Origin of the sequence: Aquabacterium sp. (assembly GCF_048860245.1) — a bacterium.
GTDB lineage: Bacteria > Pseudomonadota > Gammaproteobacteria > Burkholderiales > Burkholderiaceae_C > Aquabacterium.
On sequence record NZ_JBLIZW010000008.1, the window covers coordinates 18,934 to 36,123 of the forward strand.

The following is a 17,190-nucleotide window of genomic DNA, read 5'->3' on the forward strand; positions in this document are numbered from 1 at the left end:
AGCCGACATTTTGTCACTTTCTGTTGCCGGCCGTATTGGGGAATCAGCTGATGTTGCGGCGCAATACGCTTTTGAGGGCGATGCCGGTGTGGGTTTTGCGCCGAATGATGTCATCTGGTGGGCCCTCTGCGGCGACCTTACCCCCGCCGGTCCCCCCTTCCGGTCCCATGTCGATGACCCAGTCGGCCTCGGCGATCACGTCCAGATCGTGTTCGATGACCACCACGCTGTGGCCGCCGTCGACCAGTCGGTGCAGCACACGGATGAGCTTTTCGACGTCGGCCAGGTGCAGGCCCACGGTTGGTTCGTCCAGCACGTACAAGGTGTGAGGGGCCTTCTGACCACGGCGGGTGATGTCGTCGCGGACCTTGCTGAGCTCGGTCACCAGCTTGATGCGTTGCGCCTCGCCGCCCGACAGGGTGGGAGAGGGCTGGCCGAGTGTGAGGTAGCCCAAGCCGACGTCTTGCAGCAGCTTGAGCGGGTGCGCGATGGAGGGCATCGAGGCGAAGAATTCGACGGCCTCGTCCACTTCCATCTTGAGCACGTCACCGATGTGCTTGCCGCGCCAGGTGGCCGACAGGGTTTCAGGATTGAAACGCATGCCGTGGCAGGTGTCGCAATGCACTTTCACATCTGGCAGGAAGGCCATTTCGATGGTGCGGATGCCCTGGCCTTCGCAAGCGTGGCAGCGACCTTCGCCGGTGTTGAAGCTGAAGCGGCCGGCGCCCCAGCCGCGCGCGCGCGCTTCCAGCGTGTCGGCAAACAGCTTGCGGATGGTGTCCCAGAAGCCGATGTAGGTGGCGGGGCACGAGCGGGGTGTTTTGCCGATGGGGGTTTGGTCGACTTCGAGCACGCGGTCCACTTGCCCCCAACCTTCCAGGCCCTCACAGCCGGTCCAGGTGGGCGTGGTGGTGGCGCGTTCCTTGAACGGGATGCTGACGGCGGCTTGCACGTTGGCGAGCAACACGTCGCGGGCCAAGGTGGATTTGCCCGAGCCGGACACGCCCGTGACGGCAACCAGTCGATGTAGCGGGACCTGAACGTCCACGCCTTGCAGGTTGTGGAGCTTGGCGCCCTTCAGGGCCAGATGGGGGGCGCTTGGGTCCACCGCGCGGCGACCCACGGCCTGCCCGTCGGCATCCACGCGCAGCGGGTGCTGCATGGGGGCGCGCAGGCAGCGGCCGGTCACCGAGTCGGCCGAGGCCATGATGTCGGCCACCGAGCCTTGGGCGACGACGGTGCCACCCCGCACGCCGGCACCGGGGCCAATGTCGATGACGTGTTCCGCGCGGCGGATGGTGTCTTCATCGTGCTCGACCACGACCAGGGTGTTGCCCTCGGACCCCAGCGTGTGCAGGGCGTCCAGCAGCAATTGGTTGTCGCGGGGGTGCAGACCGATGGTGGGCTCATCGAGCACATAGCAGACGCCTTGCAGGTTGCTGCCCAACTGTGCAGCCAAACGGATGCGCTGGGCTTCGCCGCCCGACAGGGTGGGCGCGGCACGGTCGAGGCTGAGGTAGCCCAGCCCCACCTGCTCCATGAAGGCGAGGCGAGACTTGATCTCGCTGACAATGTCACGGGCGATGGTGGCTTCGCGGCCATCCAGCTTGAGCTTGTCGGTCCACTTGCGTGCGTCCTTGACGGACAAGGCCGACAGCTGTGCGATGGACTGCCCTCGCAGTTGCACCGCACGGGCCACGGGGTTGAGGCGGGCGCCGTGGCAGGTGCCGCATTCGGCTTCGCTCACGTCGTCCACATCGGGTTCGGCAAAGGTCTGCTCGCGGCCCTTGTTGTCATCGGCTTGCGAGTCGTCGAGCACCTTGCGCTGCTCGCGGGTCAGTGCCAAGCCCGTGCCCACGCAGTCCGGGCACCAGCCGTGTTTGCTGTTGTAGCTGAACAGGCGCGGGTCGAGCTCGGGGAAGCTGGTGCCGCAGCTGGGGCAGGCGCGCTCGGTCGAAAACACCTTCACGCGGCCCATGCGCAGTGTGGACTTGCCGGTGGCCAGGGCATCAGCCAGGCCTTCCAGCCCGGTGATGAGGTGGACCACACCCTTGCCATGCTCCAGTGCGGCGGCCAGCAGCTCGCGCAGGCGGGCTTCGTTTTCGGGCGTGACGACCACGTCGCCCACGGGCAGCTCGATGGTGTGTTCGCGATAGCGGTCGATCTTGGGGCCCTTGGCCGTGCCCCAACCGGCGGTGGGCAGGAACTCGCCGTCCACACGCAGGTAATCAAAGCCCTTGCTGGCCGCCCACTTGGCCAGCTCTGTGTACAGGCCCTTGCGGTTGACGACCAGCGGCGCCATCAGCCCAATGTGCTGACCGCGGTAGTCGCGTACCCATTGGGCGGCGATGGCCTCGGGCGTTTGCGGCAAGACGGGGATGGGGTGGCCATCCTCGTCCACGCAGCAGGTGCAGTGCTGCACGCCCAGCTTCACGAAGAGCAGGCGCAGGAAGTGGTGCACCTCGGTCGTTGTGCCCACGGTGGACTTGCGACCGCCTCGGGACAGCCGCTGCTCAATGGCCACGGTGGGCGGAATGCCGTAGACCGCGTCCACCTCGGGGCGACCGGCGGGTTGCACCAGCGAGCGTGCGTAGGCATTGAGCGATTCCAGATAGCGGCGCTGGCCCTCGTTGAACAAGATGTCGAACGCCAGTGTGGACTTGCCCGAGCCTGACACACCGGTGATGACGTTGAACTTGCCGCGCGGGATGTGCACGCTCAGGCCCTTGAGGTTGTTCTCGTGAGCGTTGACGACCTCGATGGCATCGTGACCGGGCGCTTGCGCTGCAGCCTGGCGCCGCTTGTCACGGCGGGCCTTGATGAGGGCTTGCAACGAGGGGCCATCGGCGTCCGTGTCGCGGCCCACGTGGTAGCTGGGCAGGCGCTCCTCGGCGGTGCCGGGGCGGGCTGCATCGGTGACGGTGGGCACGTCCAAGCCCAGAGCCTGTTCGTATTCACGCAAGGCGATGGCCGTGTGGGTCTGGCCCAGGCGCAGTTGCTCAGGCGGGCCGAAGGCCACCAGTTGACCGCCGGCATCGCCACCCTCGGGGCCGAGTTCGATCAGCCAGTCACAGGCGCGGATCACGTCCAGGTTGTGCTCGATCAGGATGATGGAGTTGCCCGCATCCAGCAGCTTGGCAAAGGCCCGCATCAGCTTGGCGATGTCATCGAAGTGCAGGCCGGTGGTGGGTTCGTCAAACAGGAAGAGTGTGCCCTTGCGCGCGGTGCGCTGGCCGCTCTTGCTGGCTTGTGCGGCGGCTTCCACCAAGTGCCCGGCAAGCTTCAGGCGTTGGGCTTCCCCGCCGGACAAGGTCGGCACGGGCTGGCCCAGCTTGACGTAGTCCAGGCCCACATCGGCCAGGGGTTGCAGGGCGCGCACCACGTCCACATCTTGCGCGAACAGGCGCACGGCTTCGGCCACGGTCAGCTCCAGCACGTCGGAGATGCTGAGCTTCTTGTTCAGCCGCTCGATGGTGACTTCGCGCACCTCGGCTCGGAAGCGGGTGCCATCGCAATCCGGGCAGCGCAGGTACACGTCCGAGAGGAACTGCATCTCGACGTGCTCAAACCCTGAACCCCCGCAGGTGGCGCAACGGCCCGTGCCCGCGTTGAAGCTGAAGGTCCCTGCGGTGTATTTGCGCTCGCGCGCCAGCGGCGTCACGGCAAACAGGGTGCGCACGGCATCGAACGCGCCGACATAGCTGGCGGGGTTGGAGCGCGCGGTTTTGCCAATGGGAGACTGGTCCACAAACTGCACATTGCTGAGCCAGTCGGCACCCAGCAGTTCGTCGTGCTCGCCGGGCGCGTCGGTAGCCTGGCCGAAGTGGCGCAGCAAGGCTGGGTGCAGGATGTCCTGGATCAGCGTGGACTTGCCTGAACCACTCACGCCGGTCACGCCCACCAGGCGTTGCAGCGGGAATTCGATGTTCAGGTTTTGGAGGTTGTGCTGCCGGGCACCTTGCAGGACCAGTCGCGGGGTGTTCTCGGCCACCGCACGACGCAAGCCCAGACCGATGGTGCGACGTGCGCCCAGATAGGCGCCGGTCAGGGTCTCGGCTTGCTTGAGTTCGTCCGGTGTGCCGTCGAACACGATGCGGCCGCCTTGGTGGCCGGGGCCGGGTCCCATGTCGATCACGCGGTCGGCGGCCAGCATCACGGCGGGGTCGTGTTCCACCACCACCAGTGTGTTGCCGGCATCGACCAAGCGTTGCATGGCCACGTTGATGCGGTCCATGTCACGGGGGTGCAAGCCAATCGAGGGCTCGTCCAGCACGAACAGCGTGTTCACCAGCGAGGTGCCCAGCGCGGTGGTCAGGTTGATGCGCTGCACTTCGCCGCCCGACAGGGTGCGGCTTTGGCGGTCCAGCGTGAGGTAGCCGAGCCCCACGTCCACCAGGTATTTCAGGCGGGTGCGGATTTCGTCGAGCAGCAACTGCAGGGCTTCCTGGTCGTTGCTGCGGGGCAGGGTGACGAAACTGAAAAAGCGCTGCAACTGCGAGATGGGCAGCAGCATGATGTCGTGCAGAGTCAGGCCTGGCAGGCCCTCCAGCACGGTGCGGCTCATGCCCACCCCTTTGGGCTGAAAGCGCTTGGCGGCCGCCAGCACGGCGTTGGCATCGTCGTTCGAACCCAGGCGCCACAGCAGGGACTCGGTTTGCAGGCGGGCACCCTCACAGTGCGGGCAAGGTGTGTAGCTGCGGTACTTGGACAAGAGCACACGGATGTGCATCTTGTAGGCCTTGCTTTCGAGGTACTCGAAGAAGCGGCGAATGCCGTACCACTGCTTTTGCCATTGGCCCTTCCAGTCGGGGTCTCCTTCGATGACCCAGTGCTTGTGCTCCGGTGTGAGCTGCGACCAGGGCAGGTCACGCGGGATGCCCGCTTCACCCGCGTACTTGATCAGCTCGGCCTGACACTCTGCCCAAGCGGGGGTCTGGATGGGCTTGATGGCCCCGCCCCTCAGGGTCTTTTTGGCATCCGGGATGACGAGGCCCCAATCCACGCCAATGACCCGACCAAAGCCCCGGCAGTGCGGGCAGGCGCCTGCGGCCGAGTTGAACGAGAACATGCCCGGCGTGGGCGTGCTGTAGCGGCGGTGGCTGTCGGGGCAATGCAAGCCGGCCGAGAAACGCCACAGCATGGGCTCGCTGTCGTCACCGGATTCGGGCAGGGCGTAGACGGTGATGTGACCCCCACCGCGTTTGAAGGCCACCTCCAGGGCTTCCATCACACGGGGGCGATCCAGGTCCGCACCGCTCGGGTCGGCCCCCAGGCGGAATCGGTCGGCCACCACGTCCAGGACCAGGCGCTCGTCGTCACCCAACTCGGCTGCCGCGTCCTTCTTCTTGCTGGTCTTTTTGGCGGCGGGTTTCTTCTTCGGGGCATCGTCGGCATCGAGCGAGGCAGCTACTTGTGCGCTGGTCAAAGCGGCCGAGGGCAAATCCTTCGCCTTCACCACACGTTGCGCTTGAATGCGCGAGAAGCCACTGGCCGACAGCCACTCTTCCATTTGCTCTGGGGTGGTGTTGGCTGGCAGCACTGCACCAAAGGTGATCACCACGCGGCGGCCGCCCGGTGTGGCCGCACAGCGCTGCAGCAGCTCGTCAAAGACCGATTGCGGACTGTCTTCGCGCACGAGCAAGCCGGTGTCCTGATCGAACAACTGGGCGGCGCGGGCAAACAGCAGCTTGAGGTGGTCGTTCAGTTCGGTCATCGTCCCCACGGTCGATCGTGAGGTGCGCACCGGATTGGTCTGGTCGATCGCAATCGCCGGCGGCACCCCTTCCACGCGGTCCACGGCCGGGCGATCCATGCGGTCCAGGAACTGGCGTGCGTAGGCGCTGAAGGTTTCGACGTAGCGGCGCTGTCCTTCGGCGTACAGGGTGTCAAACACCAGCGACGATTTCCCCGAGCCACTGGGGCCGGTCACGACCGTCAACTCACCCGTGCGGATGTCGAGGTCGAGGTTCTTGAGGTTGTGCTGGCGAGCACCGCGAATGCGGATATCAGACATGGATCACCTTGAAGACGTGCGCGGACATTCTAGAGACGCCATAAAGTCACAGGAAGTTGCAGGCTTGTTAAGCGCATGGCGTTTTTTCGCTGTATACAGACATGAGAACAAAAACGTTGAGGGGGTGTTTTTTGCGTCGCTGGCTGACGAATCTGATTCTCGGGCGAGATGCTCGCCAACAAGCCTATGTGCTGCGCACGATGATGGCTTCGGTGAGTTACCTGATCGGGTGCGTCATTGCCGAGACGGCGCTCTTCAGCGGCATTGCCGGCCCGCAGGAAGCACGTACCTTTGAGTTTTTTTCCGTTCTGACGGCGGTGCTGTCTTACTGGCTGGTTCGGTCAGGGATGACGCGTTGGCTGGAAGACCCCGGCCTCACCATCGTGCAAATGCTCGTGGGTGAAACCATGGCGGCCATCGCGTACTGCCAGTTTCACGAGTTTCGCGGTGCGATGCTGGCGCTGGATGTGGCCGTGATTTCATTTGGCATCTTCAACCTGAACCGTTGCCGCCAATGGATGATGAGCCTGTATGCCCTGGTCACGATGGGCGGGGTCATGCTGTGGCAAAGCCTGGAAGCACCCGACCGCTTTCCCCCCACGGTGGAAGCGGTTCATTTTCTGATCTTGTGCACGTTGCAAGTGGTCGTGGCCTTGTTGGGGGCCGAATTCTCGGAATTGCGTGCCCGTCTGCGTAGCCGCAAGAACGCGCTGGAAGAGGCATTGACCCGCATTCAGGATCTGGCCAACCGGGACAGCCTGACGGGCTTATACAACCGCCGCTACACGCAAGAGCTGATGGATCATCACATCAGCCTGCAAGGCCGGTCAGGCAGGGCTTTTTCGCTGGCGCTGATCGATCTGGATCATTTCAAGGCGGTCAATGACACGCACGGCCATGCCACGGGTGATCAGGTGCTGCAGATTTTTGCCAGCGAAGCGCGTCGCGTGACCCGTGAGTCGGACATCCTCGCCCGCTGGGGCGGCGAAGAGTTCATCATCGTCATGCCGGACACCCTGGCTGAAGGGGCCCGCTTATTGGTGGATCGGTTGCGCAGTTCGTTAAATGAATTGAGAATCGAAACACTCGAGCCCCCCCTGCAAATCAAGTTTTCTGCAGGCATCACGGAACATCGTCCAGGGGAGAGCAGTGATGTGGCCCTGACGCGCGCCGATCGAGCGCTCTATGCGGCCAAGGTGGCGGGGCGCCACCGGACGGTTGTTGATTTGGGTTAACGGCAAATGTAAATCGTTCAAGAACGATGGGCTGATGCCGATGAAGACATCAATTTCTGAATCGGTACTCGCCATGACATCCTGGATCGCCAACCTCCCATTGCGGCACAAGCTGCTTCTCTTGTGCCTTGTGGGCCTGGTTCTGGCTGCGGCGCCCAGCATCGTGCTGGTCAAGGACTTGGTATCGAGCATGCAGGTCATCCGCCAGGAACGCGATGCCATGCCGTCGGTCCATGCCATGCTCAAAATGGTGCGTTACACCCAGGAGCACCGTGGCATGAGTACGGCCGTGCTCAATGGCAATGAAACCATGCGAGGGGGGCGTGAACAGCGGCAGACCCTGATCGAGCAGGCCCTGACCGACACGCGTAGCCTGTTGCAGGCGCAATCACACACCCGTGTGATGAGCGAACTGGACAGCATTCAGCAGGAGTGGCGCACCCTGGCCAAGGATGTGTCGTCTGCCTCGGTGTCGGCATCCGACAGCGTGACGCGACACAACAATCTGATCAACCGAATGTTGTTCTTGCTGGATGACGAAGCCGAAGTCAGTGGCTTGTCGCTCGATGCCGATGCTGAAAGCTATTACCTGATCCTGACGGTGATGCGTGATCTGCCGCGCGTGACCGACAAGATGGGACAGGCCCGCGCGCGCGGCACGGCTTTGGTGCACAAGCGCAGCACGGATGCGCTCGAAGTCAATGCTTTGCAAAACGCCTTTGGGGCGGTTCGTGTGCATGCCATCGATGCGCGGCGTAATCTGCAAAATGCCTCGGCGCGTTCTGTGGACGCTGGCGCATCGTTCAAAGCCAGTTGGGATGATGCCCACGCGGCCATGACTGCTGCGGAAAAGCTGGTCAACCGGATTTCGGCAGGGCAGTTCGACACGCTGACGGCGGACGCCTATTTCAAAGAAATGACGACGCACATTGATCAGCTGTATACGTTCAGTGATGTGCTATTGTCGCGACTGGATCACCTGTTCGAAGCACGGTCTGCTGCCGAGCGCAATGCCTTGGTGGGCGTGCTGGCGGCCATGTTGGTGGCGCTGTTGGCGGGGATCGCTTTGGTGGTGGTGATCGCTCGGTCTATCACCGGCCCGATTGGTCGTGCGCTGGAAATGGCTGAGGCCATGGCGCAAGGCGACTTGTCTCATGAGTTGGCGGTCGATCAGCGTGATGAGATCGGGGTCATGGTGCATGCCATGGCCGAGTCCATCCAGCACATGCGGCAAACCTTGGCAGGCATCAAGTCGACCAGCGAATCGGTGGCGACGGCGGCCACGCAGATCGCGCAGGGTAATCTGGACTTGAGCAGTCGGACTGAGAATCAGGCGTCGTCACTGCAGCAAACGGCGTCCTCCATGGAGGAGATGTCTGCGACCGTGAACCAGAACGCGCACACGGCCGCAACCGCCAACAGCCTGGCGAATCAGGCGGCGTCGGTGGCGTCTGAGAGTGGTGAGACCTTCAGTCAGGTGGTACACAAGATGGAGGCCATCAAGCAGTCCAGCAACAAGATCGCCGAAATCAACGCGGTGATTGACGGGATTGCCTTCCAGACCAACATCCTGGCTTTGAACGCGGCGGTGGAAGCAGCGCGAGCCGGTGAGCAGGGACGTGGCTTTGCCGTGGTGGCTTCCGAAGTGCGGGCTCTGGCGCAGCGGTCGGCCAACGCGGCGCGCGAGATCAAGTCGCTCATCAGTCACAGCGTGGAGAACGTGGAAGCCGGGTATGCCTTGGCTCAAAGCACGGGGCAGTCGATTGATCGTCTGGTGGCGCAAGTGCAGCGCGTGAGCCAGATGATGTCCGAGATCGCCACCAGCTCAGATCAGCAAAGTCAGGGCATTTCGCAGGTGAATGCTGCGGTGACTCAGCTGGATGAAGTCACGCAGCAGAACGCTGCCTTGGTGGAGGAGTCGTCTGCGGCCGCCACCAGTCTGCGAGAGCAGGCGCAGCGTTTGCAAGAGGCCGTGGGTGTCTTCAAGGTGGACTGATGGACCGGATTTCGTGTCAACATGATCGACATTGATCACTGTTGAAGCGTTTTATGTTGCTCAAGCGTCTCATCCTGCCTTTGCTGATCGTGGTGGCCTTGGTGCTTGGCTGGTTCAGCTTTTTCCTGCATTGGAGCTACTCCACAGGCGAGCGCGCCGGCTGGGTGCAAAAACTCTCGCACAAGGGCTGGGTCTGCAAGACCTGGGAAGGGGAGCAGGCCTTGGTGTCGCAGCCAGGGGCGGTGGCTGAGAAGTTTCTCTTTACTGTGCACGACGATGCCGTGGCAGCCGACATCAACCGGCTCATGGGCAAGCGGGTGTCGCTGCATTACGAAGAAAAGGTGGGGCTGCCTACCAGTTGCTTTGGCGACACGCGTTACTTCATCACCAAGGTGGTGCCGGTGGACGAGATCAGTCTGACGCCCGGCGTGGTGGTGCAAACGCCTGCCGCCTCCGCGCCGATGCCTGCCTCGGCTGCTTCGGCGCCTTGATGCCGCGGTTGCCCGACCAAGACAAAGGCCCGCAGTGGCGGGCCTTTTGGGTGTGCGTGTGACAAGCGGTCAGCGCACCAGCAACACGGGTACCTTGCAGCTGGCCAGCACCTTGGTGGCCACCGAGCCTGTCACCAGGTTCATCAGGTTGCTGTGCCCGTGCGAGCCCATGATGATCAGGTCGAACTTGCCTTTGTCGGCAAACTTGGCGATCACGTCGGGGGCATGGCCAGTCTTGCCCACATAAGCGGTTCGCAGGTCATGCTTGGCGGTGAACTTGCGGATGGGCTTGAAGATGCCTTCCGCCGTGTCTTCGTAATAGCTCTTGAGTTGCTCGGGCGGGAACATCGAGGCCGCGTGCGGCGGGATCAGGGGCACCACGGTCAGCACCGTGAACTCGTGCTGACCGCTCAGCCATTCTTCGTGCGTGGCCAACCAGGCCAGCATGCGCTTGGTGTAGGGGCTGCCATCCACAGGGAGCAAGATCTTCATGGGTGTCCTCTCAAGGGTGCCGATGCATCCATCGGGCTTCAATCCTACAGTCTAGACCCGAACGCAGCGCAGACCGTCATAGCCGTCTGATTCGTGTTTGTAGCCGTGGCCACGTGCGTTACTGACCACGCGGGTGTGCCCCCGGTCGTGCGTCACCACGTAATCATGTCGGCAGTGCAAGTGCCCATGGATCCACAGGTCCACACCCGGCATCAGGTCGTCATCGGCGTTGCAGAAGCTGGCGGTGCCGGGCTGGCGACCATAACGGGGGTCGGCACTGCGCAGGCTGGGGCCAAAGTGGGTGATGACCACGGTGGCATCCCACGGTGCATCAGGGGCGGGGGGCTGCGACAAGGTGTCTTGCAACCACTGCCGGCATTGCAGGGCTTCGGCGCGCACGGCGTCCGGATCGAAGGGCAGTCCGTGGCGGGTGGCCCGCATCACGTTGACGAAGTACGAGGCGGCCCGCATGGGCTTGGCCCGGTGGGCTTCACCAAACAGGTTGAAGTCGCACCAGCGCGTGGTGCCCAGAAAGCGGATGCGCCGGCCATCGGGGGCGGGCAGGACGATGTGGTCCTGCGACAGCAGGGTCAGGCCCAGTTGGCGAGCGTGGTCGCGCAGCCCAATCAGGGCCTCGTCCACATCCCGGCGATCAAACTCGTGGTTGCCGGGCACGTAGAGCACCGGCACGGGCCAGTTGGCGAACAGGGACAGCCCTTCCCAGGTGCTGTCCACATCGCCAGCGATGACCAGCAAGTCGGCGTCAGGGGCCGCTTGGGGCTCGAAGTCTTCCGTCTCCAGATGGAGATCGGACAAGATCTGGATGTTCAAGGGCGATCAGTTGGCGCCGTGACAGTTCTTGTACTTCTTGCCGCTGCCGCAATGGCAGGGGTCGTTGCGGCCGAGCTTGGGATGCTCGCGGATCACGGTTTCGACCTTGTGGCTTTCGGCCAGACCGATCTGCGCCAGGTCCACCACGTCGAACACCAAGGCCTCGATGGCTTCATCGAGGTTGTTGAGCGGGTGCTCTTCGTTCAGGGCCTTGGTCATGGCTTGCTGGGTTTCATCCTGCTCGGGCAGGTGACGCCAGATGGAGTCCAGCAGGTCGGGCACGCCCGCCAGTGCGGCTTCTTCCAGTTGGGGGAAGTTGGCCAGCGCCCATTCGAAACCAGCCGCCCAGTAGCCCAGACCTTCCAGTGCATCCTTGCCTTCGACGGGATTGCCGTCGTCGTCTTCGATCATGGGGACCAGCGGGTCGAACCAGCCGTCTTCCAGAATGCCGCGCAGGATTTCATCCTTGCGGCGGGTGATCAGGTGAACCAGCCGCTCGTGCTGTTCCACCGACCAGCCGGGGATGCCGGGCTCGGGCATGCCTTCGGTCCCGAAAATCGGGGGCAGCCAGTCTTCGGGTTGCAACAGCACGGGTTGCACGATGACGCCAGCCAGGTAGCCGTCCAGGATGACCGCATCAACGGTTTCAAACGGGGCCGGGACAGTGCCCAGCAATTCGTCGATTTCGTTGATCTCGGCGTCGGTCAGCGGCAGCGGTTTTTTCATGATCAGGCAAACAGGGGCATCGAAACCTGCATTGTGCCGGCAATGTCTTCCCCTGACCAGTCAAAGAAGGACTGTGCGGCTTCAGAATTCGACGTCGAGTTCATCAATGTCAATGGGTTCTGATTTGGCGGCTTTGATCCAGTCTTTCATGTCAGGCATGGCCAGGATGCGATCCACATAGCTTTGGCAGACGGTATCCAGCTTGACGTGGTAGGTGGTGAAGCGGGTGCACACCGGTGCATACATGGCGTCTGCGATGGTGCGTTGCGCACCAAACAGGAACGGGCCGCCGTATGTGTCCAGGCATTCGCGCCAAATGGCACAGATGCGGTCGATGTCGGCTTGCGCACGCGACCAGACTTTGAAGTCGGGGAAATTGCCGCGCAGGTTCATCGGCAGCGATGACCGGAGCGCCGAGAAGCCTGAGTGCATTTCGCCACTGATAGCGCGGCAGTGGGCGCGGGCCGCGCGGTCTGCGGGCAGCAGGTGCGCTTCGGGGCACACCTCGTTGAGGTATTCCGCAATGGCCAGCGTGTCCCACACACGGACCCCTTCATGGCTCAGGCAGGGCACGAGGATGGACGACGACAGCAGCAAGATTTCTGCGCGGGTGGAGGGGTCGTCAGGGGGCAGCACATGCTCGGCAAACGGCAGGCCTGCAAAGCGCACCAACAGCCAACCCCGCAAGGACCACGATGAGTAGTTCTTGCTGGTGATCGTGAGGGTGGTCGGCACCACGGTGTGGCTGGTGGGCGCATCCGCCGGAACCTTGGATGTGGGACGGGCACGGGTCGACTTGCGCGCCGGGGCTTTGGCGAGGGTGGCCATGGTGTCTCCGAGTCAGGGTGTGGGTGTCAGGCCTGTGTGTCACTGAGCAAGCTGCATGCCACGGTGCACGTTGTTTGTGGGCCATGCTGACTTGGCGCGCAACTTGCAGCATGAGACGGGCCGCTACCTCAGGAACGCTCATGCTTTACGCGACCTATCAGGCTCAACACATGGCCATGGACCCTTGGCGTCAACTGGCGCGGGGCATGGCGGACTGGCTGCATCAGGTGGTGCCCGAGGGGCCTGCGCAGTCGTCCGTCAGAGAACTGGTGGCCGGCGGGGCGCTGGCTCGCAGCGTGGCTGCCGCCCACGACGTGTTTGCGCGCATGTCCCTGACCCATGCCCGCCCCTCGTTTGGCATCCCGGAGGCCCTGTGTCAGGGGCGCACCTATGTCATCCACGAAGAGCCCGTGATGCGCACCCCGTTTGGCACCTTGCTGCATTTCCGCAAGGAGGGTGGCCCCGAGTTGCCCAAGGTGTTGCTGGTGGCGCCCATGTCTGGCCACTTCGCCACGCTGCTGCGCGACACCGTCAAGACCTTGCTGCAAGACCATGACGTGTTCATCACCGACTGGCACAACGCGCGGGATGTGCCGCTGAAGCACGGGATGTTTGGCCTGGATGACTACACCCGGCACCTCATCCAGTTTCTGGACAAGCTGGGGCCGGGCGCGCACTTGATGGCCATTTGTCAGCCTTGTGTGGCGGCGCTGGCGGCCACGTCCTTGATGGCGCAGGATGCTCACCCTGCTCAGCCGCGCAGCTTGACGCTGATGGCCGGTCCCATTGATTGCCGCGTCAACCCGACGGAGGTGAACAAACTGGCCACCAGCAAACCCATGAGCTGGTTCGAAGAGAACATGATCCACACGGTGCCTTGGCCGCAGCGTGGGGCCGGGCGCAAGGTGTACCCGGGCTTTGTTCAGCTGACCGCGTTCATGAGCATGAACCGCGAGCGCCACATCAAGGCCTTCGAGGACATGTACGCCCATTTGGCAGCGGGGGATCATGACAAGGCCGCGACCACGCAGGCGTTTTACGAAGAGTATTTCGCTGTGGCCGATCTGCCGGCAGAGTTCTATCTGGAAACCGTGGGCAAAGTGTTCCAGACCTATGACCTGCCCCGAGGCGTGCTGACCTGCGGAGACACGGTGGTGGATCCCAGGGCCATTCGGCGGACCTCGCTGTTCACGGTCGAAGGTGAGCGAGACGACATTTGCTCAGTGGGACAGACCGTGGCCGCGCAGGACCTGTGCACCGCCGTCCGCCCTTACCGGCGCAACCACCACATCCAGACGGGTGTGGGCCACTATGGGGTGTTCAGCGGCCGCCGCTGGCAAAACGAAATCTATCCCCGTGTCAGGGACGTGATTCACCAGACGGCGGCCTGAGCCAAGCGATCAGGTCGTGGCTGCTGCTTGCAGTTGTTGCAGCGCGCTTGGGTCCTCGATGGTGCTGAGGTCGCCCGTATCACGGCCTTCGCACACGGCCTGGATGGCGCGCCGCAGCAGCTTGCCCGAGCGCGTCTTGGGCAGCACGCCGACAAACTGCACACGCGCCGGTCGGGCCACTGCGCCCAACTGGCTGTCCACCGTTTGCATGATTTCGGCTTCCAGTGCGGCGCAGCCCGCCGCATCGGCCACGCGGGCCGGATCCCGTGCCACGACAAAGGCGCGGGCCACTTGCCCCTTGAGCTGATCGGCCACGCCCACCACCGCCACTTCGGCCACACCGGCATGGCTGCTGATGGCCTCTTCGATTTCGCGGGTGCCCAGTCGGTGTCCGGCGACGTTGATCACGTCGTCGGTGCGGCCCAGGATGAAGTAGTAGCCATCCTTGTCGCGGATGCCCCAGTCAAAGGTGTTGTAGACCAGCTTGTTGTGGAAGGTCGACCAGTAGGTCTGCACAAAGCGCTTGTCGTCACCCCAGACGGTTTGCAGGCAGCCGGGCGGCAGAGGGCCTTCGATGGTCAGCACGCCCTTTTGGTCCGCGCCAGTGAGCTCTTCGCCCGTCTGGTCATCCAGCAGCTTGACCTGGTAGCCGGGCATGGCAATGCCGGGCGAACCCAAGCGGGTTTTCAGGGACGGATCAACGCCGCGCGCCAGGCTGAGGATGGGCCAGCCCGTTTCGGTCTGCCAGTAGTTGTCGACGATGGGCTTGCCAATGGCCTCGCCGATCCAGGCAGCCGTGGGCTCGTCCAGTGGCTCGCCTGCCAGGAAGAGGCTCTTGAGGCTGGACAGGTCGTGGCGCTTGAGGCAGTCCGGGTCCTGCTTTTTGAGGACGCGCACGGCAGTGGGCGCCGAGAACATCACGTTGACCTTGTACTTTTCGACCAGTGACCACCAGATGGCCGCATCCGGACGGATGGGCAGACCTTCGTAGATGATGGTGCTCATACCCGTGATCAGCGGGCCATAGACGATGTAGCTGTGCCCCACGACCCAGCCAATGTCGCTGGCGCAGAAGAAGGTTTCGCCGGGCTTGCCGCAGTAAATCTGGTCCATGGACGATGCCAGCGCCACGGCATAACCGCCCGTGTCCCGCTGCACCCCTTTGGGCTTGCCGGTGGTGCCCGAGGTGTAGAGCGTGTAGCTGGGGTGGGTGGCGTCGACCCATTCACAAGGCACCTGGGCGTCGAGGACGGCGGCGCGTGCGCTCGCGTAGTCCACATCGCGGGGGCTTTGCATCTCGGCCGGGGCCAGGCCGCGGTCCACCAGCAGCACGTGTTCCACGGGGTGGCTGCACACGCGCAGGGCTTCGTCCAGCAGGGGCTTGTAGGGAATGACCTTGCCCCCGCGTGAACCAGCGTCGGCGCTCACGATCACGGTGGGGCGGGCATCGTCGATGCGGCTGGCCAGTGCGTGGCTGGCAAAGCCGCCAAACACCACCGAGTGGATGGCGCCCAGACGGACCGTGGCCAGCATGGCAATCACGGCTTGCGCGATCATGGGCATGTAAATCAGCACCCGGTCGCCCTTTTTGACGCCGAGGTTCTGCAGGATGGCCGCCATGCGCTGCACTTCAACGTGCAATTGCGCGAAGGTGATGATCTCTTCGGTGTTGGTTTCGGTGGAAACCGCGATCAGGGCGGCCTGATCGGGTCGGGCCGCCAGATGCCGGTCGACCGCGTTGTGGCAGAGGTTGGTCTGCCCGCCCACAAACCACTTTGCAAAGGGCGGCTGGTGGTAGTCACAGACTTGGTCGAATGGGCGGTGCCAGTCGATGCGAGCCGCTTGTTCGGCCCAGTAGGTGTCGCGTTCTTGGATGGAACGCTCGTAAAGCGCGCGGTAGCTCATGCTTACTCCTGAAATGCCTCAGCGGGTAGCCGAGGCCTCAGGACCGACATGCTAGGCCGGGTCAACCCTCATGGGTTTGGGGACAATCCCGCGGTGACGTTAACGTCAGAGCGTTCAGATGAACATCGCACCGCGACGCAGCACGAACAAGCCGATGACGCAGAGCGCCAGAACCACCACCCAGCGAAACACCTGCTTGGCGCGTTGGCGCCAGACGGCATCCCCGGTGATCTGGTGCATGGCCATGCAGGCCAGCATGGCCACCAGCAAGCCGGTTCCGATCAGGCGAAGCAGGGCCATCTGGAGGCTTACCAGGCTGGCGCCAGCTCGGCCATGCCGCGCGGAGCCTTGGCCTCGTCTTCAAACGTCACGATGTCCCAGGCGTCTTGCTGATCCATCAGGGCGCGCAGCAACTGGTTGTTCATGGCGTGGCCCGATTTGTAGGCGGTGTACGCGGCCAACAAGGGGTAGCCCACCACATACAGGTCACCGATGGCGTCCAGGATCTTGTGTTTCACGAACTCGTCGTCGTAGCGCAGGCCGTCGCTGTTGAGCACACGGTAGTCGTCCACCACGATGGCGTTGTCCATGCTGGCACCCAGCCCCAGACCCCGTGAGCGCATCAATTCCACGTCTTTGGTGAACCCAAAGGTGCGGGCGCGGGCGATGTCGCGCTTGTACTGGCCCGAGCTGAAGTCGAACTCCACGCGTTGGCCGGTCTGGTCCACGGCCGGATGGTCAAAGTCGATCTCGAAGGCCAGTTTGTAGCCGTGGTAAGGCTCCAGCCGTGCCCACTTCAAGTTGCGTCCCTCGCCGTCGCGCACTTCAATGGGCTTGAGCACGCGCAGGAATTTCTTGGGCGCCTTCTGCAACTCAATGCCCGCGCTTTGCAGCAGGTACACAAACGCGGCTGACGAGCCATCCAGAATGGGCACCTCTTCGGCCGTGATGTCGATGTACACGTTGTCCAGCCCCAGGCCGGCACACGCCGACATCAGGTGCTCGATGGTGTTGACCTTGGCTGCACCGGGGTCCCCGCCTGGGGAGATGGTGGTGGCCATCCGGCAGTCGCACACCGACGTGGTGTTGACGGGGATGTCCACAGGCTCGGGCAGGTCCACCCGGCGAAACACGATGCCCGTGTTCGCTGGCGCCGGACGCAGGGTCAACTCCACGCGCTGGCCACTGTGCAGGCCCACGCCCACCGCGCGGGTCAAAGATTTGAGGGTGCGTTGTTGCAGCATGGGGTGAATTATCCCGGTTCTGCCTCCCTCGTGCATTC

General features: G+C 63.4%; 12 protein-coding genes. 4 read left to right on the forward strand and 8 right to left on the reverse strand.

The features are described from left to right. Nucleotides 1-43 precede the first annotated feature (43 nt). Nucleotides 44-6,013 carry an excinuclease ABC subunit UvrA gene (locus ACMV18_RS00730; RefSeq protein ID WP_420816300.1) on the reverse strand — a complete coding sequence of 1,990 codons (5,970 nt, stop codon included), beginning with the start codon at nt 6,011-6,013 and terminating at the stop codon, nt 44-46. A 131-nt stretch (nt 6,014-6,144) separates the two neighbouring features. On the opposite strand from ACMV18_RS00730, the gene ACMV18_RS00735 reads away from it, so the two are divergent. From ACMV18_RS00735 to ACMV18_RS00745, 3 genes are all read left to right on the forward strand, one after another. Continuing rightward, nucleotides 6,145-7,248, forward strand: coding sequence for a diguanylate cyclase (locus ACMV18_RS00735; RefSeq protein ID WP_420816301.1), 1,104 nt, complete (start codon nt 6,145-6,147; stop codon nt 7,246-7,248). Nucleotides 7,249-7,321: 73 nt separating this feature from the next. After that, nucleotides 7,322-9,244 (forward strand): methyl-accepting chemotaxis protein, encoded by a 1,923-nt coding sequence (locus tag ACMV18_RS00740; RefSeq protein WP_420816302.1) that lies wholly within the window; start codon nt 7,322-7,324, stop codon nt 9,242-9,244. Between the two features lie 53 nt (nt 9,245-9,297). Next, nucleotides 9,298-9,735 carry a hypothetical protein gene (locus ACMV18_RS00745; protein ID WP_374257484.1) on the forward strand — a complete coding sequence of 146 codons (438 nt, stop codon included), beginning with the start codon at nt 9,298-9,300 and terminating at the stop codon, nt 9,733-9,735. Nucleotides 9,736-9,804: 69 nt separating this feature from the next. On the opposite strand, the gene ACMV18_RS00750 is transcribed toward ACMV18_RS00745, so the two are convergent. From ACMV18_RS00750 to ACMV18_RS00765, 4 genes are all read right to left on the reverse strand, one after another. Next, a complete protein-coding gene (locus ACMV18_RS00750) occupies nt 9,805-10,227 on the reverse strand; it encodes a universal stress protein (RefSeq protein WP_374257485.1) in 423 nt (140 codons plus the stop codon). 51 nt (nt 10,228-10,278) lie between these two features. Beyond that, the gene (locus ACMV18_RS00755; protein WP_420816303.1) at nt 10,279-11,058 is read right to left on the reverse strand and encodes a metallophosphoesterase; all 780 of its coding nucleotides are present in this window, start codon (nt 11,056-11,058) and stop codon (nt 10,279-10,281) included. Nucleotides 11,059-11,064: 6 nt separating this feature from the next. After that, nucleotides 11,065-11,784: a UPF0149 family protein gene (locus tag ACMV18_RS00760; RefSeq protein WP_374257488.1), complete on the reverse strand. Its 720-nt coding sequence runs from the start codon at nt 11,782-11,784 to the stop codon at nt 11,065-11,067. A gap of 81 nt (nt 11,785-11,865) precedes the next feature. Continuing rightward, nucleotides 11,866-12,522: a glutathione S-transferase family protein gene (locus ACMV18_RS00765; RefSeq protein ID WP_420816334.1), complete on the reverse strand. Its 657-nt coding sequence runs from the start codon at nt 12,520-12,522 to the stop codon at nt 11,866-11,868. Between the two features lie 230 nt (nt 12,523-12,752). On the opposite strand from ACMV18_RS00765, the gene ACMV18_RS00770 reads away from it, so the two are divergent. After that, nucleotides 12,753-14,003, forward strand: coding sequence for a polyhydroxyalkanoate depolymerase (locus ACMV18_RS00770; protein ID WP_420816304.1), 1,251 nt, complete (start codon nt 12,753-12,755; stop codon nt 14,001-14,003). Nucleotides 14,004-14,012: 9 nt separating this feature from the next. Here the strand turns inward: ACMV18_RS00770 and ACMV18_RS00775 are convergent, their stop codons facing one another. The 3 genes from ACMV18_RS00775 to lpxC form a co-directional block, all read right to left on the reverse strand. After that, nucleotides 14,013-15,908 (reverse strand): propionate--CoA ligase, encoded by a 1,896-nt coding sequence (locus ACMV18_RS00775; RefSeq protein WP_420816305.1) that lies wholly within the window; start codon nt 15,906-15,908, stop codon nt 14,013-14,015. Between the two features lie 114 nt (nt 15,909-16,022). Then, nucleotides 16,023-16,208, reverse strand: coding sequence for a hypothetical protein (locus tag ACMV18_RS00780; protein WP_374257492.1), 186 nt, complete (start codon nt 16,206-16,208; stop codon nt 16,023-16,025). Between the two features lie 8 nt (nt 16,209-16,216). Continuing rightward, nucleotides 16,217-17,152 (reverse strand): UDP-3-O-acyl-N-acetylglucosamine deacetylase, encoded by a 936-nt coding sequence (gene lpxC, locus ACMV18_RS00785; protein WP_374257493.1) that lies wholly within the window; start codon nt 17,150-17,152, stop codon nt 16,217-16,219. Nucleotides 17,153-17,190 lie beyond the last annotated feature (38 nt).

Coding starts and splice junctions, on each gene's coding strand:
- ACMV18_RS00780 (WP_374257492.1), bottom strand. CDS start 16,208: ATGGCCCTGCTTCGCCTGATCGGAACCGGCTTGCTGGTGGCCATGCTG.
- ACMV18_RS00775 (WP_420816305.1), bottom strand. CDS start 15,908: ATGAGCTACCGCGCGCTTTACGAGCGTTCCATCCAAGAACGCGACACC.
- ACMV18_RS00740 (WP_420816302.1), top strand. CDS start 7,322: ATGACATCCTGGATCGCCAACCTCCCATTGCGGCACAAGCTGCTTCTC.
- ACMV18_RS00760 (WP_374257488.1), bottom strand. CDS start 11,784: ATGAAAAAACCGCTGCCGCTGACCGACGCCGAGATCAACGAAATCGAC.
- lpxC (WP_374257493.1), bottom strand. CDS start 17,152: ATGCTGCAACAACGCACCCTCAAATCTTTGACCCGCGCGGTGGGCGTG.
- ACMV18_RS00770 (WP_420816304.1), top strand. CDS start 12,753: ATGCTTTACGCGACCTATCAGGCTCAACACATGGCCATGGACCCTTGG.
- ACMV18_RS00730 (WP_420816300.1), bottom strand. CDS start 6,013: ATGTCTGATATCCGCATTCGCGGTGCTCGCCAGCACAACCTCAAGAAC.
- ACMV18_RS00750 (WP_374257485.1), bottom strand. CDS start 10,227: ATGAAGATCTTGCTCCCTGTGGATGGCAGCCCCTACACCAAGCGCATG.
- ACMV18_RS00745 (WP_374257484.1), top strand. CDS start 9,298: ATGTTGCTCAAGCGTCTCATCCTGCCTTTGCTGATCGTGGTGGCCTTG.